Origin of the sequence: Pseudomonas lurida, assembly GCF_013522705.1 — a bacterium.
GTDB classification, from domain to species: Bacteria; Pseudomonadota; Gammaproteobacteria; order Pseudomonadales; family Pseudomonadaceae; genus Aquipseudomonas; species Aquipseudomonas quebecensis.
This window is the reverse complement of record NZ_JAAMRE010000017.1, coordinates 34,746-51,446: the sequence shown is the minus strand read 5'-3', so window position 1 is coordinate 51,446 and position 16,701 is coordinate 34,746. Positions and strand designations below refer to the sequence as shown.

At 57.6% G+C, this 16,701-nt stretch carries 13 protein-coding genes and 2 tRNA genes; 14 read left to right on the top strand and 1 reads right to left on the bottom strand.

Annotated elements, in window-relative coordinates; all coding sequences use genetic code 11:
* Positions 1 to 5 precede the first annotated feature (5 nt).
* The 14 genes from folP (at position 6) to G7025_RS15340 (ending at position 13,431) form a co-directional block, all read left to right on the top strand.
* Complete coding sequence (folP, locus tag G7025_RS15405) at positions 6 to 857, top strand: dihydropteroate synthase (RefSeq protein ID WP_181080020.1); 852 nt, start codon at positions 6 to 8, stop codon at positions 855 to 857.
* A gap of 16 nt (positions 858 to 873) precedes the next feature.
* Positions 874 to 2,211, top strand: a complete 1,338-nt coding sequence (gene glmM, locus G7025_RS15400; RefSeq protein WP_181080019.1) for a phosphoglucosamine mutase — start codon at positions 874 to 876, stop codon at positions 2,209 to 2,211.
* Positions 2,212 to 2,277: 66 nt separating this feature from the next.
* The gene (gene tpiA, locus G7025_RS15395) at positions 2,278 to 3,033 is read left to right on the top strand and encodes a triose-phosphate isomerase (protein ID WP_181080018.1); all 756 of its coding nucleotides are present in this window, start codon (positions 2,278 to 2,280) and stop codon (positions 3,031 to 3,033) included.
* A gap of 4 nt (positions 3,034 to 3,037) precedes the next feature.
* Positions 3,038 to 3,421, top strand: coding sequence for a preprotein translocase subunit SecG (gene secG / locus G7025_RS15390; RefSeq protein ID WP_181080017.1), 384 nt, complete (start codon positions 3,038 to 3,040; stop codon positions 3,419 to 3,421).
* 22 nt (positions 3,422 to 3,443) lie between these two features.
* Positions 3,444 to 3,529 (top strand) — tRNA-Leu (locus tag G7025_RS15385).
* 96 nt (positions 3,530 to 3,625) lie between these two features.
* A tRNA-Met gene (locus tag G7025_RS15380) sits at positions 3,626 to 3,702 on the top strand.
* A 140-nt stretch (positions 3,703 to 3,842) separates the two neighbouring features.
* Positions 3,843 to 4,301, top strand: a complete 459-nt coding sequence (gene rimP, locus G7025_RS15375; protein ID WP_181080016.1) for a ribosome maturation factor RimP — start codon at positions 3,843 to 3,845, stop codon at positions 4,299 to 4,301.
* 47 nt (positions 4,302 to 4,348) lie between these two features.
* Positions 4,349 to 5,830, top strand: a complete 1,482-nt coding sequence (gene nusA, locus G7025_RS15370; protein ID WP_181080015.1) for a transcription termination factor NusA — start codon at positions 4,349 to 4,351, stop codon at positions 5,828 to 5,830.
* A 27-nt stretch (positions 5,831 to 5,857) separates the two neighbouring features.
* Positions 5,858 to 8,374: a translation initiation factor IF-2 gene (gene infB, locus G7025_RS15365; protein WP_181080014.1), complete on the top strand. Its 2,517-nt coding sequence runs from the start codon at positions 5,858 to 5,860 to the stop codon at positions 8,372 to 8,374.
* A gap of 159 nt (positions 8,375 to 8,533) precedes the next feature.
* Positions 8,534 to 8,929, top strand: coding sequence for a 30S ribosome-binding factor RbfA (gene rbfA / locus G7025_RS15360; protein ID WP_065883945.1), 396 nt, complete (start codon positions 8,534 to 8,536; stop codon positions 8,927 to 8,929).
* A 3-nt stretch (positions 8,930 to 8,932) separates the two neighbouring features.
* Positions 8,933 to 9,850 (top strand): tRNA pseudouridine(55) synthase TruB, encoded by a 918-nt coding sequence (gene truB / locus G7025_RS15355; RefSeq protein ID WP_181080013.1) that lies wholly within the window; start codon positions 8,933 to 8,935, stop codon positions 9,848 to 9,850.
* A gap of 115 nt (positions 9,851 to 9,965) precedes the next feature.
* Positions 9,966 to 10,235: a 30S ribosomal protein S15 gene (rpsO, locus tag G7025_RS15350; RefSeq protein WP_003176135.1), complete on the top strand. Its 270-nt coding sequence runs from the start codon at positions 9,966 to 9,968 to the stop codon at positions 10,233 to 10,235.
* A 193-nt stretch (positions 10,236 to 10,428) separates the two neighbouring features.
* The gene (gene pnp / locus G7025_RS15345) at positions 10,429 to 12,534 is read left to right on the top strand and encodes a polyribonucleotide nucleotidyltransferase (protein WP_181080012.1); all 2,106 of its coding nucleotides are present in this window, start codon (positions 10,429 to 10,431) and stop codon (positions 12,532 to 12,534) included.
* Positions 12,535 to 12,828: 294 nt separating this feature from the next.
* Positions 12,829 to 13,431 (top strand): BON domain-containing protein, encoded by a 603-nt coding sequence (locus G7025_RS15340; protein ID WP_181080011.1) that lies wholly within the window; start codon positions 12,829 to 12,831, stop codon positions 13,429 to 13,431.
* A gap of 269 nt (positions 13,432 to 13,700) precedes the next feature.
* On the opposite strand, the gene G7025_RS15335 is transcribed toward G7025_RS15340, so the two are convergent.
* Positions 13,701 to 16,634 carry a DUF748 domain-containing protein gene (locus tag G7025_RS15335; protein ID WP_181080010.1) on the bottom strand — a complete coding sequence of 978 codons (2,934 nt, stop codon included), beginning with the start codon at positions 16,632 to 16,634 and terminating at the stop codon, positions 13,701 to 13,703.
* Between the last annotated feature and the right edge of the window lie 67 nt (positions 16,635 to 16,701).

The window sequence follows — 16,701 nt, the reverse complement described above, 5'->3', positions numbered from 1 at the left end:
TTGAAATGACTTCTGTGTTGCCCTCCACCCGGTTGCCTTGCGGCAGCCGGGTTCTTGATTTGGCCCATACACACGTCATGGGTATCCTCAATGTAACCCCCGATTCCTTTTCTGATGGCGGCCGATTCAGTCAGCAGGACGCTGCGTTGCGTCATGCCGAGGCGATGGTGGCGGCTGGCGCGACGTTGATCGATGTCGGTGGTGAGTCGACTCGGCCTGGTGCCCGTGTGGTTTCTCCTCTTGAGGAGTTGGAGCGGGTCGCTCCGGTTGTCGAGCGTATTGCCCGGGAGTTGGACGTCATCATCTCCGTTGATACTTCGACCCCCGCAGTGATGCGCGAAACTGCTCGTTTGGGGGCTGGCTTGATCAATGATGTGCGGTCACTGCGGCGCGATGGCGCGTTGGACGCAGCTGCCGCTACCGGGTTGCCGGTGTGCCTCATGCACATGTTGGGCGAGCCCGGCACTATGCAGGACAACCCGCATTACGACGATTTGGTGGGAGAGGTGACAGGCTTTCTCGCTGAGCGGATTGCCCAATGTGCTGCCGTGGGTATTGCGCCGGAGCAGATCATCCTTGATCCGGGTTTTGGATTCGCCAAAACCCTGCAACATAATTTAAGCCTGTTCAAGCACCTGGAGTCCTTGCATGCCCTTGGTCGGCCCCTGTTGGTAGGGGTGTCGCGCAAGAGCATGATAGGGCTGGCGTTGAATCGTCCGGTGGGTGAGCGTCTGTATGGCGGACTTGCACTGGCGGCACTCGCCTTGACCAAAGGCGCGCGAATTCTGCGCGTGCACGATGTCGCCGAGACAGTGGACGTGGTGCGTATGATTGCCGCTGTAGAATCAGCCGAATAAGAATGATGGAGCACTTATGACTAAAAAATATTTTGGCACCGACGGAATCCGTGGTCGGGTCGGCGAGTTCCCGATTACCCCTGACTTTATGCTCAAGTTGGGATGGGCGGCGGGCATGGCGTTCCGCAGCATGGGCGCGTGTCGCATCCTGGTGGGCAAGGACACTCGAATTTCGGGGTATATGTTCGAGTCTGCGCTGGAGGCCGGGTTGTCTGCGGCTGGGGCCGATGTGATGCTGCTGGGGCCAATGCCCACGCCCGCTATCGCCTACCTGACGCGTACCTTCCATGCCGAGGCGGGCATTGTTATCAGTGCTTCGCATAACCCTCATGATGACAACGGTATCAAGTTTTTCTCGGGTCAAGGTACCAAGCTGCCCGATGAGATTGAGCTGATGATCGAGGAGTTGCTGGATGCGCCGATGACAGTGGTCGAATCCAGCAAGTTGGGCAAGGTCTCGCGTATTAACGACGCGTCCGGCCGTTACATTGAGTTCTGCAAGAGCAGCGTGCCAAGCAGCACCAATTTCGCCGGGTTGAAGATCGTTGTCGATTGCGCCCACGGTGCAACCTATAAGGTGGCGCCGAGCGTGTTCAAGGAGTTGGGTGCACAGGTTACTGTGTTGTCGGCCCAGCCTAACGGCTTGAACATCAACGACAACTGCGGCTCTACCCATATGGAGCAGTTGCAGGCCGCAGTATTGGCCGAGCATGCAGACCTGGGTATCGCTTTCGATGGCGACGGCGACCGTGTTCTGATGGTGGATCACACAGGTACCATCGTGGATGGTGATGACTTGTTGTTCATTATTGCTCGCGACCTGCATGAGCGTAACAAGTTGCAAGGGGGTGTGGTCGGCACCTTGATGAGCAATCTCGGGCTCGAGCTCGCCCTGGCAGATCTGGGCATTCCTTTTATTCGCGCCAATGTCGGTGATCGTTATGTCATCGCAGAGCTGCTCGAGCGTAATTGGCAGATAGGTGGTGAGAACTCGGGCCATATCGTGTGCTTCCAGCACACCACGACCGGTGATGCGATTATCGCCGCGCTGCAGGTGCTGCTTGCCTTGCGTCGTCGCGAGGAAAGCTTGGCTCAGGCGCGGCAGGCGTTGCGTAAGTGTCCGCAAGTGCTGCTGAACGTGCGGTTCGGTGGAGGCGAAAACCCGATTGAGCACCCTGCGGTCAAGGACGCTTGTGAGCGCGTAACCCTGGCGATGGAAGGGCGTGGGCGGGTATTGCTGCGCAAGTCGGGCACGGAGCCTCTGGTGCGTGTCATGGTCGAGGGTGAAGATGAAACACAGGTTCGCGGCCACGCTGAAGACCTGGCAAAACTGGTAACTGAAGTTTGCGCCTGAATTCGGCTTGCCAGTGATGAAAGGGTTGGGTAACATCTGCGCCCACTTTGACCGACGAGGTACAGCATGCGTCGCACTATGGTAGCTGGTAACTGGAAGATGCACGGTACCCGCGCCAGTGTCGCTGAGCTGATCAATGGCCTTCGTCACTTGGCCTTGCCTGGCGGTGTCGATGTTGCGGTTTTCCCGCCTTGCCTGCATATCGCCCAAGTGGTTGATGGCTTGAAGGGTAAGTCGATCCAGGTCGGCGCGCAGAATTCTGCGGTGGAAGCCATGCAAGGTGCGTTGACCGGCGAAATTGCGCCGAGTCAGCTGGTAGATGCGGGATGTTCCTTTGTGCTTGTCGGGCACTCCGAGCGCCGTCAGATGATGGGTGAGCGCGATGGGATGCTCAATCGCAAGTTCGCAGCGGCACAGGCATGCGGTCTGATCCCAGTGTTGTGCATAGGGGAAACCCTGGAGCAGCGCGAATCGGGCAAGACTCTTGAGGTTGTCTCGCGTCAGCTGGGCAGCATCATCGAAGAGTTGGGTGTTGGTGCGTTTGCAAAAGCGGTCATCGCATACGAGCCGGTCTGGGCCATTGGCACCGGGCTGACTGCTACACCGCAACAGGCGCAGGATGTGCACGCAGCCATCCGCGCGCAGTTGGCGGCAGAGAATTCTGAAGTCGCACAAGGTGTGCGTCTTCTATACGGCGGCAGCGTGAAGGCGGCCAATGCGGTCGAACTGTTCGGCATGCCGGATATCGATGGGGGGCTCATTGGTGGAGCTTCCCTGAATGCAGATGAGTTCGGTGCGATCTGTCGCGCCGCGGGAAACTGAAAAAATGCTGGAAACAGTCGTGGTCGTTTTTCATCTGTTGGCTGCACTGGGCGTAGTTGCCCTGGTTTTGCTGCAACAGGGTAAAGGTGCGGATGCTGGTGCGTCTTTCGGTGCAGGTGCTTCAAATACTGTATTCGGAAGCCAAGGTTCCTCTACCTTTCTTAGTAAGTTTACTGCTATGCTTGCCGCCGGTTTCTTCATAACCAGCTTGGGGTTAGGTTACTTTGCTAAAGAGAAAGCTCATGTGCTGACTCAAGTAGGTTTGCCAGATCCAGCAGTGTTGGAAGTACCAAAAGCAAAACCGGCTTCTGATGATGTTCCGGTGCTTCAAGAGCAAAAGTCGGCTACTCCAGCGACTGACGTACCTCCAGCTCAAGAGCAGAAGTAAGAAGGGTTGTAAACGTTGTATTGCCGAGGTGGTGGAATTGGTAGACACGCAACCTTGAGGTGGTTGTGCCCATAGGGTGTAGGGGTTCGAGTCCCCTTCTCGGTACCAATTATCAGGAGAGCCCGCTGTTGCGGGCTTTCTTGTAGGTGGAAGGTTACATTGACCCTGCAAGGGATCGGTCGTATACTTCCGCCCCAGCTTTGTCGCGGGGTGGAGCAGTCTGGTAGCTCGTCGGGCTCATAACCCGAAGGTCGTCGGTTCAAATCCGGCCCCCGCAACCAGTTTTAGCGGAGCCCCTTTTAAGGGGCTTTTTGTTAGCTGGACACTTTCAACGCCGCTGTTCGACGGCGTTTCAAGGATGGGCGTTTCGCCCATTTTTTTATTTTGCACAGCATGCACATACATGCACGAGGGGGTTCAGGTGTCGAGCAAGCTAGAAGAGTTGCAGGCCTTGCTGGCCCCGGTGGTCGTGGCCCTAGGCTATGAATGCTGGGGTATTGAGTTTTCGGCTCAAGGTCGCCACTCAATGTTGCGCGTTTATATCGATAAAGAGGGCGGTGTGCTGGTGGACGATTGTGCCATTGTCAGCCGTCAGATCAGTGGTGTGTTGGATGTTGAAGATCCGATCTCCGTTGAATACACCCTCGAAGTTTCCTCGCCAGGCATGGAACGCCCACTGTTCACTCTTGAACAGTTTGCTAAATATGCCGGTGAACAAGTGAAGATCAAGCTGCGATCTCCCTTTGAAGGGCGACGCAACTTTCAGGGCCTTCTGCGCGGTGTAGAAGAACAGGATGTCGTGGTGCAGGTAGAAGACCATGAATTCCTGTTGCCGATCGATATGGTCGACAAGGCCAACATTATTCCCAGTTTTGACTGAGACGCGGATCCCGCGGATCCAATGGCTTGCGAAAGGCGAGGCGTACGATGAGCAAAGAAGTACTGCTGGTTGTTGAGTCGGTATCCAATGAAAAGGGCGTACCGGCAAGCGTGATTTTTGAAGCGTTGGAGCTGGCCCTGGCCACTGCTACCAAAAAACGTTTTGAGGACGAAGTTGATCTGCGTGTGGAAATCAATCGCCACACCGGTGCCTATGAGACTTTCCGTCGCTGGACAGTCGTCGAAGAGGCCGATCTTGACGATCCGGCTATCGAAACCTGGCCGAGCAAGGTTGCTGAAACGCATCCTGGTGCCAAGGTTGGCGATGTGGTCGAAGAAAAAATCGAATCGATCGAATTCGGCCGTATTGCTGCACAGACCGCCAAGCAGGTCATCGTGCAGAAGGTCCGCGAAGCTGAGCGCGCTCAAGTCGTCGACGCCTATCGCGAACGCCTGGGTGAAATCATCTCCGGCACCGTTAAGAAAGTCACCCGCGACAACGTGATCGTCGATCTGGGCAATAACGCCGAAGCGTTGCTGGCTCGGGAAGACATCATCTCTCGCGAAACCTTCCGTGTGGGCGTGCGCTTGCGTGCGCTGCTCAAGGAAATCCGCACCGAGAACCGCGGCCCTCAGTTGATCCTGTCGCGTACCGCTCCGGAAATGCTGATTGAGCTGTTCCGTATCGAAGTGCCGGAAATTGCCGAAGGCCTGATCGAAGTCATGGCGGCGTCCCGCGACCCGGGTTCGCGCGCTAAGATTGCGGTCCGCTCCAAAGACAAACGCATCGACCCGCAAGGTGCCTGCATTGGTATGCGCGGTTCGCGCGTCCAGGCGGTGTCTGGCGAATTGGGCGGTGAGCGCGTGGACATTGTCCTGTGGGACGATAACCCGGCGCAGTTCGTGATCAACGCCATGTCGCCGGCTGAAGTGGCGGCAATTATCGTTGACGAAGATGCCCATGCGATGGACATCGCCGTTGGCGCAGACAATCTGGCTCAGGCCATTGGTCGTGGTGGTCAGAACGTGCGTCTGGCCAGCCAACTGACCGGTTGGACCCTGAACGTGATGACCGAATCGGACATCCAGGCTAAGCAGCAAGCTGAAACCGGTGACATCCTGCGCAACTTCATCGAAGAGTTGGAAGTCGATGAAGAGCTGGCACAGGTGCTGGTAGATGAAGGCTTCACCAGCCTGGAAGAGATTGCCTACGTACCGTTGGAAGAAATGCTCAACATCGACGGCTTTGACGAAGATATCGTCAACGAGCTTCGCGCTCGGGCCAAGGATCGCTTGTTGACTAAAGCCATCGCTACTGAGGAAAAGCTGGCAGACGCCCATCCGGCCGAAGACCTGCTCTCGCTTGAGGGTATGGACAAGGATTTGGCGATGGAACTGGCGGTGCGCGGCGTAATTACCCGCGAAGACCTGGCCGAGCAGTCTATTGACGATCTGCTCGACATCGACGGCATTGACGAAGATCGTGCCGGCAAGTTGATCATGGCCGCCCGAGCCCATTGGTTCGAGTAACTAGGCGCGGCCTGAGGAGAGAAGTGCATGACGCAAGTCACGGTGAAACAACTGGCCGATGAGGTCAAAACACCGGTAGAGCGCCTGTTGCAGCAGATGCGTGAGGCAGGTCTGCCGCACACCGCCGCCGATGAAGGTGTGAGCGATAGTGAGAAGCAGTCTTTGCTGACTCACTTGAAGAGCAGCCACAAGGCGAAAGTGGAAGAACCGCGCAAGATTACATTGCAGCGCAAAACCACCAGCACCCTGCGTGTTGCGGGTAGCAAGAGCATCAGCGTTGAAGTACGCAAGAAGAAAGTCTTCGTACAGCGCAGCCCGGAAGAAATCGAAGCCGAGCGTAAACGCGAACTGGAAGAACGTCGCGCAGTAGAAAATGCTGCTCGTCAGAAGGCTGAAGAAGAAGCCAAGCGTCGCGCCGAAGAAGAAGCGCGTCGCCAGCCTGCTGCTGCGCAACCTGCTAACACTGAAGCGGTTGCCGCTCCTGTTGAAGCTGTGCGTGAGGCCGCTCCGGTGGCTGCAGCACCTGCTCCGGCAGCAGATGCCCGCAAGCGCGACGAGCCTCGTCGTCCGGACAAACCACGTGCCGACGATAACAATCGTCGCGGTGGTGGCGGTGATGGCGAGCGCAAAAACGCTCCGCATCGTGCTTCGGTCAAAGAGAAAGCGCCTGCTCCACGCGTTGCCCCACGTACAACCGACGAAGAAAGCGATGGCTTCCGTCGCGGTGGTCGCGGCAAGGCCAAGCTGAAGAAACGCAACGCCCACGGTTTCCAGAGCCCAACCGGCCCTGTCGTGCGTGAAGTGAAGATCGGCGAGACCATCACTGTGGGCGATCTGGCCCAGCAGATGTCGGTCAAGGCTGCTGAAATCATCAAGTTCATGTTCAAGCTGGGCACTCCGGCTACCATCAACCAGGTACTGGACCAGGAAACTGCTCAACTGGTTGCTGAAGAGCTGGGCCACAAAGTGACCCTGGTCAGCGACACCGCCCTGGAAGATTCCCTGGCCGAGTCCCTGAAGTTTGAAGGTGAAGCGGTTTCCCGTGCACCGGTTGTGACCGTAATGGGCCACGTTGACCACGGTAAAACCTCCCTGCTCGACTACATCCGTCGTGCCAAGGTGGCTGCTGGCGAAGCCGGTGGTATTACCCAGCACATCGGCGCTTACCACGTTGAAACCGACCGTGGCATGGTGACGTTCCTCGACACCCCTGGTCACGCCGCGTTTACCGCGATGCGTGCCCGTGGTGCCAAGGCGACCGACATCGTGATCCTGGTGGTTGCAGCGGACGACGGCGTAATGCCACAAACCATCGAAGCCGTTCAGCATGCCAAGGCAGCTGGCGTTCCGCTGGTAGTCGCCGTGAACAAAATCGACAAGCCGGGCGCCGATCTCGACCGCATCCGTAGCGAACTGTCGGTTCACGGCGTGACGTCGGAAGAGTGGGGTGGCGACACTCCATTCGTACCGGTTTCCGCAAAAATGGGTACTGGCGTTGACGAACTGCTTGAAGCCGTTCTGCTGCAAGCCGAAGTCCTGGAACTGACCGCTACCCCATCGGCTCCCGGCCGTGGTGTTGTGGTTGAATCCCGCCTCGACAAAGGCCGTGGCCCGGTTGCGACCGTGCTGGTTCAAGACGGTACCCTGCGCCAAGGCGACATGGTATTGGTCGGTTCGAACTACGGCCGTGTACGTGCCATGCTCGACGAGAACGGTAAGCCAATCAAGGAAGCCGGTCCGGCCATCCCCGTCGAGATTCTCGGCCTGGACGGTACCCCGGACGCTGGCGACGAGATGAGCGTGGTTGCCGACGAGAAGAAAGCCCGTGAAGTGGCTCTGTTCCGTCAAGGCAAGTTCCGTGAGGTCAAGTTGGCCCGGGCTCACGCCGGCAAGCTTGAAAACATCTTCGAGAACATGGGCCAGGAAGAGAAGAAGACGCTTAACATCGTCCTCAAATCTGACGTACGTGGTTCCCTCGAAGCGTTGAACGGCGCCTTGAACGGCCTGGGTAACGACGAAGTGCAAGTGCGTGTTGTCGGTGGCGGTGTCGGTGGTATCACCGAATCCGACGCCAACCTGGCACTGGCTTCCAACGCTGTACTGTTTGGCTTCAACGTGCGTGCCGATGCCGGCGCTCGCAAGATTGTCGAGCAGGAAGGCCTGGACATGCGTTACTACAACGTCATCTACGACATCATCGAAGACGTCAAGAAAGCCCTTACCGGCATGCTTGGCAGTGACGTTCGGGAGAATATCCTGGGTATCGCCGAGGTGCGTGACGTGTTCCGCTCGCCGAAATTCGGTGCGGTTGCCGGCTGCATGGTTGTCGAAGGTACTGTGTACCGTAACCGTCCTATCCGTGTACTGCGAGAAGACATCGTTATCTTCGAAGGCGAGCTGGAATCCCTGCGCCGCTTCAAGGATGACGCGTCTGAAGTACGTGCCGGCATGGAGTGCGGTATCGCGGTCAAGAGCTACAACGACGTCAAGGTTGGCGACAAGATCGAAGTCTTCGAGAAGGTTCAGGTTGCTCGCAGCCTCTGACTCGCGCACTTCCGGAGCCACGCGGCGCGTGGGCATGCAAATGCCCCGCGCAGCGTACGGACTCTAAACGCAACGCCCGGTCTGGCTTTTGTCAGGCCGGGCGTTTGCCGCTTTCAGACCCCACGGGTTTCACCGTGTGGCAGTAACAGGTAACAAGACATGGCAAAAGAATACAGCCGTACCCAGCGTATCGGCGATCAGATGCAGCGCGAGCTGGCTCAACTGATCCGTCGCGAAGTCAAAGACCCGCGCGTTGGCCTGGTCACCATCACCGCTGTGGAAGTGAGTCGCGACGTGGGTCACGCGAAGATCTTCATCACCGTGATGGGGCAGGACAACAGCGAAGAAATCGCGCAAAGCATCAAGGTGCTTAACGCTGCAGCAGGCTTCCTGCGCATGCAGTTGGCCCGTGAAATGAAGCTGCGCAGCGTTCCTCAGTTGCACTTCCACTACGACGAAAGCGTCGTACGCGGCGCGCACCTGTCGGCACTGATCGAGCGTGCCGTGGCTGAAGACAGCCAGCACCCGTCCACACCTGAAGACGCCAAGGAGTAAGCGGTGGCTCAGGTCAAACGTATCCGTCGCAATGTCAGCGGCATTATTCTGCTCGACAAGCCCATTGGCTTTACCTCCAATGCCGCGCTGCAGAAGGTCCGCTGGCTGCTCAACGCCGAAAAGGCCGGGCACACCGGGAGTCTCGATCCGCTGGCCACCGGTGTATTGCCGTTGTGCTTCGGCGAGGCCACCAAGTTTTCGCAGTACCTGCTCGATTCCGACAAAGGTTACGAAACCCTGATGCAGCTGGGCAAGACCACCACCACGGCCGATGCCGAAGGTGATGTTCTGCAGGTTCGCGATGTGACCGTTGGTCGTGCTGATATTGAGGCTGCTTTACCCGCTTTTCGCGGGGAAATCAGTCAGATACCGCCAATGTACTCGGCCCTCAAGCGTGATGGGCAGCCGCTTTACAAGTTGGCGCGTGCGGGTGAAGTAGTGGAGCGCGAACCGCGTTCTGTTACTATTGCGCGCTTGGAATTGCTCGCCTGTGAAGGGGAGACCGCGCGCCTGGCGGTGGACTGCAGCAAAGGCACCTATATCCGTACCCTGGTGGAAGATATCGGTGAAAAGCTCGGTTGCGGCGCGTACGTTGCAGAGCTGCGACGCACACAGGCCGGCCCTTTCAGCCTGGCACAGACCGTGACCCTGGAAGAGCTGGAAGCGGTGCATGCCGAAGGCGGCAATGAAGCGGTTGATCGCTTTTTGATGCCATCGGACAGTGGGCTGCTGGATTGGCCATTGCTGCACTTCTCGGAGCACAGCGCGTTCTACTGGCTCAACGGCCAGCCGGTACGCGCGCCGGATGCCCCGAAGTTCGGCATGGTGCGGGTACAGGATCATAACGGTCGCTTTATCGGTATCGGTGAAGTGAGCGAAGACGGGCGCATCGCGCCGCGTCGACTGATTCGGTCAGAATGACCGAACGAGTGTGGCTGTTAACAGGCATGGTCAACACTCATTTTTAGATACAGGGATTTGTCCCTGGCCTGTTGAAACCATCCTTTGGGTGGTTTCCTGAAAGAAGGATTGCCTCATGGCTCTCGACGTTCAAGAAAAAGCACAAATCGTAGCTGACTATCAGCAAGCTGTTGGTGACACTGGTTCGCCAGAAGTGCAAGTTGCACTGCTGACCCACAACATCAACAAGCTGCAAGGTCACTTCAAGGCCAACGGTAAAGACCACCACTCCCGTCGTGGTCTGATCCGCATGGTAAACCAGCGCCGTAAGCTGCTGGACTACCTGAAAGGCAAGGATCTGGGTCGTTATCAGGCTCTGATCGGTCGCCTGGGTCTGCGTCGCTAATAAGCGATTGCGCTAGAGGTTGGTTGTCTGCCGTGTGTCAGTGCGATTGCGCTGGCCCATGGCAGGCTCCCAGCCTCAAGTTTTATCTGGATACACGTTTTACCCTGGACGAGCGTCGGGCCGATTCCCGGCATTGCCCAAGAATTTCGCAAGAAGACAAGTTCCCCAAGAGCCACAAAGAAGGTAGGACACCGTGAACCCGGTTATCAAAAAATTTCAGTTCGGTCAGTCGACCGTTACCCTCGAGACAGGCCGTATCGCCCGTCAAGCCTCCGGCGCAGTGCTGGTTACCGTTGATGACGACGTCACCGTATTGGTGACCGTTGTGGGTGCCAAGACCGCTGACCCAAGCAAAGGCTTCTTTCCTCTTTCCGTTCACTACCAGGAAAAGACTTACGCTGCCGGTAAGATCCCTGGCGGTTTCTTCAAGCGTGAAGGCCGTCCTTCCGAGAAAGAAACCCTGACGTCCCGACTGATCGATCGCCCGATCCGTCCACTGTTCCCAGAAGGCTTCATGAACGAAGTGCAGGTTGTCTGCACCGTCGTTTCCACCAGCAAAAAGACCGATCCGGACATCGCTGCGATGATCGGTACCTCGGCTGCCCTGGCCATCTCCGGCATTCCTTTCGATGGCCCGATCGGTGCTGCCCGTGTTGCGTTCCACGAAAGCACCGGCTACCTGCTGAACCCGACTTACGAGCAACTGAAAGCATCGAGCCTGGACATGGTCGTTGCCGGTACCTCGGAAGCCGTACTGATGGTTGAATCGGAAGCCAAAGAGCTGACCGAAGACCAAATGCTGGGCGCTGTATTGTTTGCCCACGACGAGTTCCAGGCCGTTATCAAAGCGGTCACCGAGCTGGCTGCCGAAGCCGCCAAGCCAACCTGGACCTGGGCGCCACAGGCTGAAGCGACCGAGCTGCTGGCTGCGATCCGTTCCGAGTTCGGCGCTGCCATCTCCGACGCCTACACCATCACCGTCAAGGCCGACCGCTACGCTCGCCTGGGCGAGCTGAAGGATCAGGTTGTGGCCAAGCTGTCCGGCGAAGAAGGCCAGCCTTCCGCCAGCGACGTCAAGGCAGCTTTCGGCGAAATCGAATACCGCACCGTTCGCGAAAACATCGTTAACGGCAAGCCACGTATCGACGGTCGCGACACCCGCACCGTGCGTCCGCTGAACATTGAAGTCGGCGTCCTGCCGAAGACTCACGGTTCGGCTCTGTTCACCCGTGGTGAAACTCAGGCGCTGGTTGTTGCAACGCTGGGTACCGCCCGTGACGCGCAACTGCTGGACACGTTGGAAGGCGAGAAAAAAGACCCCTTCATGCTGCACTACAACTTCCCTCCTTTCTCGGTGGGCGAGTGTGGTCGCATGGGCGGTGCCGGTCGTCGCGAAATCGGTCACGGCCGTCTGGCTCGTCGTTCGGTTCAGGCCATGCTGCCGGCTGCTGACGTGTTCCCTTACACCATCCGCGTGGTATCGGAAATCACCGAATCCAACGGTTCCAGCTCCATGGCTTCCGTGTGCGGTGCTTCCCTGGCGCTGATGGACGCTGGCGTACCGATGAAGGCACCGGTTGCCGGTATCGCCATGGGCCTGGTTAAAGAAGGCGAGAAGTTCGCCGTCCTGACCGACATCCTGGGCGACGAAGACCACCTGGGCGACATGGACTTCAAAGTAGCCGGTACCGCCAAAGGTGTGACCGCGCTGCAGATGGACATCAAGATCAAGGGCATCACCGAAGAGATCATGGAAATCGCCCTGGGCCAAGCCCTGGAAGCGCGCCTGAACATCCTCGGCCAGATGAACCAGATCATTGGTCAGTCGCGTACCGAGCTGTCGGAAAATGCCCCGACCATGATCGCGATGAAGATCGACACCGACAAAATCCGTGACGTTATCGGTAAAGGCGGCGCGACCATTCGTGCAATCTGCGAAGAAACCAAGGCCTCGATCGATATCGAAGACGACGGTTCGATCAAGATCTTCGGTGAAACCAAGGAAGCTGCGGAAGCCGCGCGTCAGCGCGTGCTGGGTATCACTGCGGAAGCCGAGATCGGCAAGATCTACGTCGGTAAGGTTGAGCGCATCGTCGACTTCGGCGCATTCGTCAACATCCTGCCAGGCAAGGACGGTCTGGTTCACATCTCCATGCTGAGCGATGCTCGCGTTGAAAAAGTGACCGACATCCTCAAGGAAGGCCAGGAAGTGGAAGTGCTGGTACTGGACGTGGACAACCGCGGCCGTATCAAACTGTCCATCAAAGACGTGGCAGCAGCCAAAGCTTCGGGTGTTTAACCACCCTGGTTTTTAAGCTGAGAAAAGGACTCTACGGAGTCCTTTTTTATGCGCGATGGAAAATGCCTGAAAATCAGACGGTTAATGCGTATTCAAAAGCCGCAACTTGCATGCAGGAGCAGGGGGCTTCATGCAATATGCACGATTCCGAAATTAGCCATGTTTTATAACTCATTGTTTTTTAAGGATTTAATCGTCCGAAAAGAATTGGCACAGTGTCTGCAATATCCCTGTTAACGCTGCAGCATCAAGGTTTACACGCTGCAGACTTTTGATAAAACAGGAGTTACTCGTATGAAGAAGTTCGCTCTCGCTACCGCAACAGCTACCGCTCTGACCCTGGCCATGGCTAACGCCGCCTTCGCCCAACCTACCCAGGCGCCAATGACTCTGGCTGCTGGCGAGATGACCAAGGCTAAAGAGTCCACTTCGGATACCTGGATCACCACCAAAGTCAAAGCTGACTTGCTGACTGAAAAAGGCATTCCAGGTTCGGACATCAAGGTTGAAACCAACAAAGGCGTGGTTTCCCTGTCTTCCGACGTAGCTATCTCGGACTCGCAGAAAGCGACTGCCGTAGCCATCACTAAGAAAATCAAAGGCGTAACCGCTGTTTCCGCTGACGGCCTGTTGGCTGGCGGCGCTGTCAAAGCCGATAACATCGACAAATCCAAAGATGCCACTTCGGACACCTGGATCACTACCAAAGTGAAGGCTGATCTGGTTACCGAAAAAGGTATTCCTGGTACCGACATCAAGGTTGAAACCAACAAAGGCGTGGTTTCCCTGTCGTCCGCTACCCCAGTGACCGAATCGCAGAAAGCCACTGCTGTTGCGATCACCAAGAAAATCAAAGGCGTTAAAGCTGTATCGGCCGACGGCCTGAAAGCTGAGTAACGCTCGACAGTTCGTCTGAACTTAGCGGCGGCGGCGCGTGAGTTAGATATCCACTCAATGCACCTCTGAGGTTCATGCGACCGACCACACGGAAGTGGTCATTACAGGCCCCGGCACTTTGTGTCAGGGCCTGTTCTATTTCACGCAGCAATTAAACGTGGCGATCCAGCGTGCTGTGGTTAGCGAGCTTGCCCCAACCGGAGCCGGCTTCCCCCGCCGACCCTCACCGCACTCAAACCTGTCCTACAGAGGCTGAATGACGCCTTGCATCACTCAGCATCCAGATGCATCGGTGTCACCACCCGACCATCCTTCTCAGCCTGCCCCAGCTGCGCGTCAATGAAGTAAACCCGGTCGTCCTCCAGTTGCCCTTTATCCACAAGGTAATCCTTGATGGTGCTGGCACGGTCTTGTCCCAACTGGCGCAGTAACACATCACTGCCACTCCAGAACTTGATCACGGCGTCCTTGAGTTTGGCCGAGCGTTCGTCTCGGCTCAGGTCTTTCCACTCCGCAGGCGGCTGCTGTTTCAAGCGGGTGCGGTAGATGGCTTCGAGCAACGGGGCTTTTTCGTTTTCCGGGACCTGCAGTAACGACGCCTGGGCCGGAACCTTGTCGCCCCGACGTTGCAGCATCTTGTAGTAGTTGTATTGGTATTCGCGCTCCAGGCGCTGTTCAGCCAGGAATGGCCCGTCGCTGCTGGCTGCGGCGGTGCCTTCGATTTCCAGGCGCAGGGCAGGGCGTTCTTTAAGCGCTGTGGCCAGTTTATTCAGCGCGCCCTCGGCGTCTTTGCTCAATTCACTGGAGCCGGGCGCGAACGATACGTTGCCCAAATCTTCTGAACCGCCGCCGGTGACCAGCCCACCAATGAATTTGAAAGGCGCCGTGGCGGCGCGAACCACCAGGTTACGCAAAGTCTGCCAAACGATCGGCATGACACTGAACTGGGGGTTATTGAGGTCGCCACTGACGGGCAGCTCGATGGAGATCTTGCCATCACTGTCCTTGAGCAGCGCGACCGCGAGACGGATCGGCAGATCCACGGCATCGGCGCTGTCGACTTTTTCGCCCAGTTGCAGCTGCTCTACCACGACTTTGTTTTCGGCCTTCAATTGTCCCTTGATGATTACGTAATGCAGGTCGAGATTCAGGCGGCCCTTACGAATGCGGAAGCCCGCGAATTTGCCCGAATAAGGCGTGAGGGTAGTCAGCTCTACCCGTTTAAAGCTGGTGGCGATGTCCAGCGCCGCCATCGGGTCGAACGGGTTGACACTGCCTTTGATGGTCACTGGCGCATAGCGGTCCACCTTACCCTTGATATCGACGCTGGCAGGCTTGGCCTGGCGACTGTCGATGGTACCGATCTGGCCGTTGAGCTGTTGAATCGCCGTGGCGAAGTTGGGCGTGAGACTGAAGTCGGCGAAATTGGCCGAACCATCGTTGATCGCAATCTGCCCAATGCGAATGCCCAGCGGTTTGTCTTTACTCGCGGCCGGTTTGGCCGCCGACTTGGCGCCAGTGTCCGCCGGCTGCGGGATCAGCAGGTCATCGACGTTGGTGGTGCGGTCATCGTTGATCATGAAACGGGCATACGGTTGCAGCAGGTTGACCTTGTCGATCGACAGGCTTTCGCCATGTTGGTAATTCACGCCTTCGAGCACCAGACGCTGCCATTTGAGAAAGTCGCGGGTCTTGAGGGTGTCGAGGGTATGCAGTTGATCGACCTGCGCCCGGCCGGTCACCTGCAGCGCCAGCGGATCGGTGCTTTTCAGATTGACGGCGAGATTACTGCCCAGCATGCCGCTGCGCAGTTCCAGGCGAATGAAGGGGCTGATATAGGACTGGGCGACGCGCAGGTCGATGTCCTGGGTATTCACGTTGAGCCTGGCGCTGACCGGGTTGAGGTTAACCTCGCCACTCGCCTGGAGCTTGCCTTGTTTACCCACGCCGCTATCGATCTTCAGGTTGAAGGGGCTGCCGTTGAGGCTGTCGAAGTTCTGCATGTCGACGTTCAGCGGGCCCAGCTCCAGTGCGACCGCAGGCTTGGCCTGACGATCGGCCAGATGCACTTGGTAGTTGCGCAGTTGCACATCCTTGAGCAGCACTTGCCAGGGTTTGCTTGGCGCGGCGGGCTCAGCCTTGGGCGAGTCAGCGGTGGCAGGGGCGCTGGCCGGCTCCGCCGCCTTGGCCGGTTTGCTCGGTTGGCCGGCGAACAGTTTCTGCCAGTCGAGTTGCCCGTCGGCCTCACGCGCGGCCCAGGTTTCGAGTTTATTGCTGCGAATCTTGCCGACGACCACTTGTTGTTTGGCCAGGTCCACCGTGGTGTCGCTGACGTCCAGGCGCTCCAGGCGTACCAGTGGCCGCCCGTCCGGCGCCTTGATGGCAAACGGCGCGATACTGGCGGCGGTGTTGGTCAGGTTCAGTTCGGTTTCTTTGGCAAGACTGAATTTATAGTCGGTGCTCAGGTTGAGCACGCCATCCTCAAGCACCAGTGGCAAGGCGTCACGCACATAGGGCCACCAGGCTTTCATCTTGCCGTCGGTGACTTTCAGGGTGCCCTGAGACGTAATCGGCACCAGGCTGAAATTACCTTTCCAGTCGATATGCCCACCCTCGGGGCCGGCGGCGACCAGGGTCATGTCGGCGTTGTCTTCGGGCAGGGTACTGAGGTTCTTCAGTTCGAAGTCGAGCTTGTCGTAGAGGAATTCGATGGGCTCGCTGGGGCGCAAGTCCTCAAAGTGCACATAGCCACCGGCCAGCTTGATGCTGTCGATACGCAGCGGAAAGGGCTTGGCGTCAGGATCAGTCGGCGTTGGCTCACTGGGTGGCAGTTTGAACAACTGCGCCAGGTTCAGTTGGCCGGATTTGTCGAACAGCAATTCGGTTTTAGGCTTGTCCAGTTGCACATCGGCCAGGTGCAGGGCGCGGGACCATAAGCTGTCGAGTTGAAGATTGGCGTACAGGCGCTCGAAACCCACATGCTCCTTGCCCGGTTCTCCGATTTTCAGGCCCCAGACCGTCAGCTCAAGGCTGAACGGGTTGAGTTCGATCCGCTCGATGCGTGCCGGCACCGTGGCGTACTCGGCCAATTGTTGGTTGGCAATGCGAAGGCCAATGCCGGGGAGGATCAAAAAGCCCAGTAAGCTGTACAAGGCCAGGGCAGTCAACAAGGCGCCGGCGGCGCGGATCAATCCTTTGGGCATGGGTGACGCCATCTATGTCGAACAAGGAGTGCCTTGGAGTATGGCACGGGTTTTCGGTTCCGAAGAA

Bases quoted from the DNA above. Each gene is read 5' to 3' on its own strand.
- secG (WP_181080017.1), top strand. From the start codon at position 3,038: ATGCTGGAAACAGTCGTGGTCGTTTTTCATCTGTTGGCTGCACTGGGC.
- G7025_RS15335 (WP_181080010.1), bottom strand. From the start codon at position 16,634: ATGCCCAAAGGATTGATCCGCGCCGCCGGCGCCTTGTTGACTGCCCTG.
- infB (WP_181080014.1), top strand. From the start codon at position 5,858: ATGACGCAAGTCACGGTGAAACAACTGGCCGATGAGGTCAAAACACCG.
- nusA (WP_181080015.1), top strand. From the start codon at position 4,349: ATGAGCAAAGAAGTACTGCTGGTTGTTGAGTCGGTATCCAATGAAAAG.
- tpiA (WP_181080018.1), top strand. From the start codon at position 2,278: ATGCGTCGCACTATGGTAGCTGGTAACTGGAAGATGCACGGTACCCGC.
- rpsO (WP_003176135.1), top strand. From the start codon at position 9,966: ATGGCTCTCGACGTTCAAGAAAAAGCACAAATCGTAGCTGACTATCAG.
- folP (WP_181080020.1), top strand. From the start codon at position 6: ATGACTTCTGTGTTGCCCTCCACCCGGTTGCCTTGCGGCAGCCGGGTT.
- G7025_RS15340 (WP_181080011.1), top strand. From the start codon at position 12,829: ATGAAGAAGTTCGCTCTCGCTACCGCAACAGCTACCGCTCTGACCCTG.
- rbfA (WP_065883945.1), top strand. From the start codon at position 8,534: ATGGCAAAAGAATACAGCCGTACCCAGCGTATCGGCGATCAGATGCAG.
- glmM (WP_181080019.1), top strand. From the start codon at position 874: ATGACTAAAAAATATTTTGGCACCGACGGAATCCGTGGTCGGGTCGGC.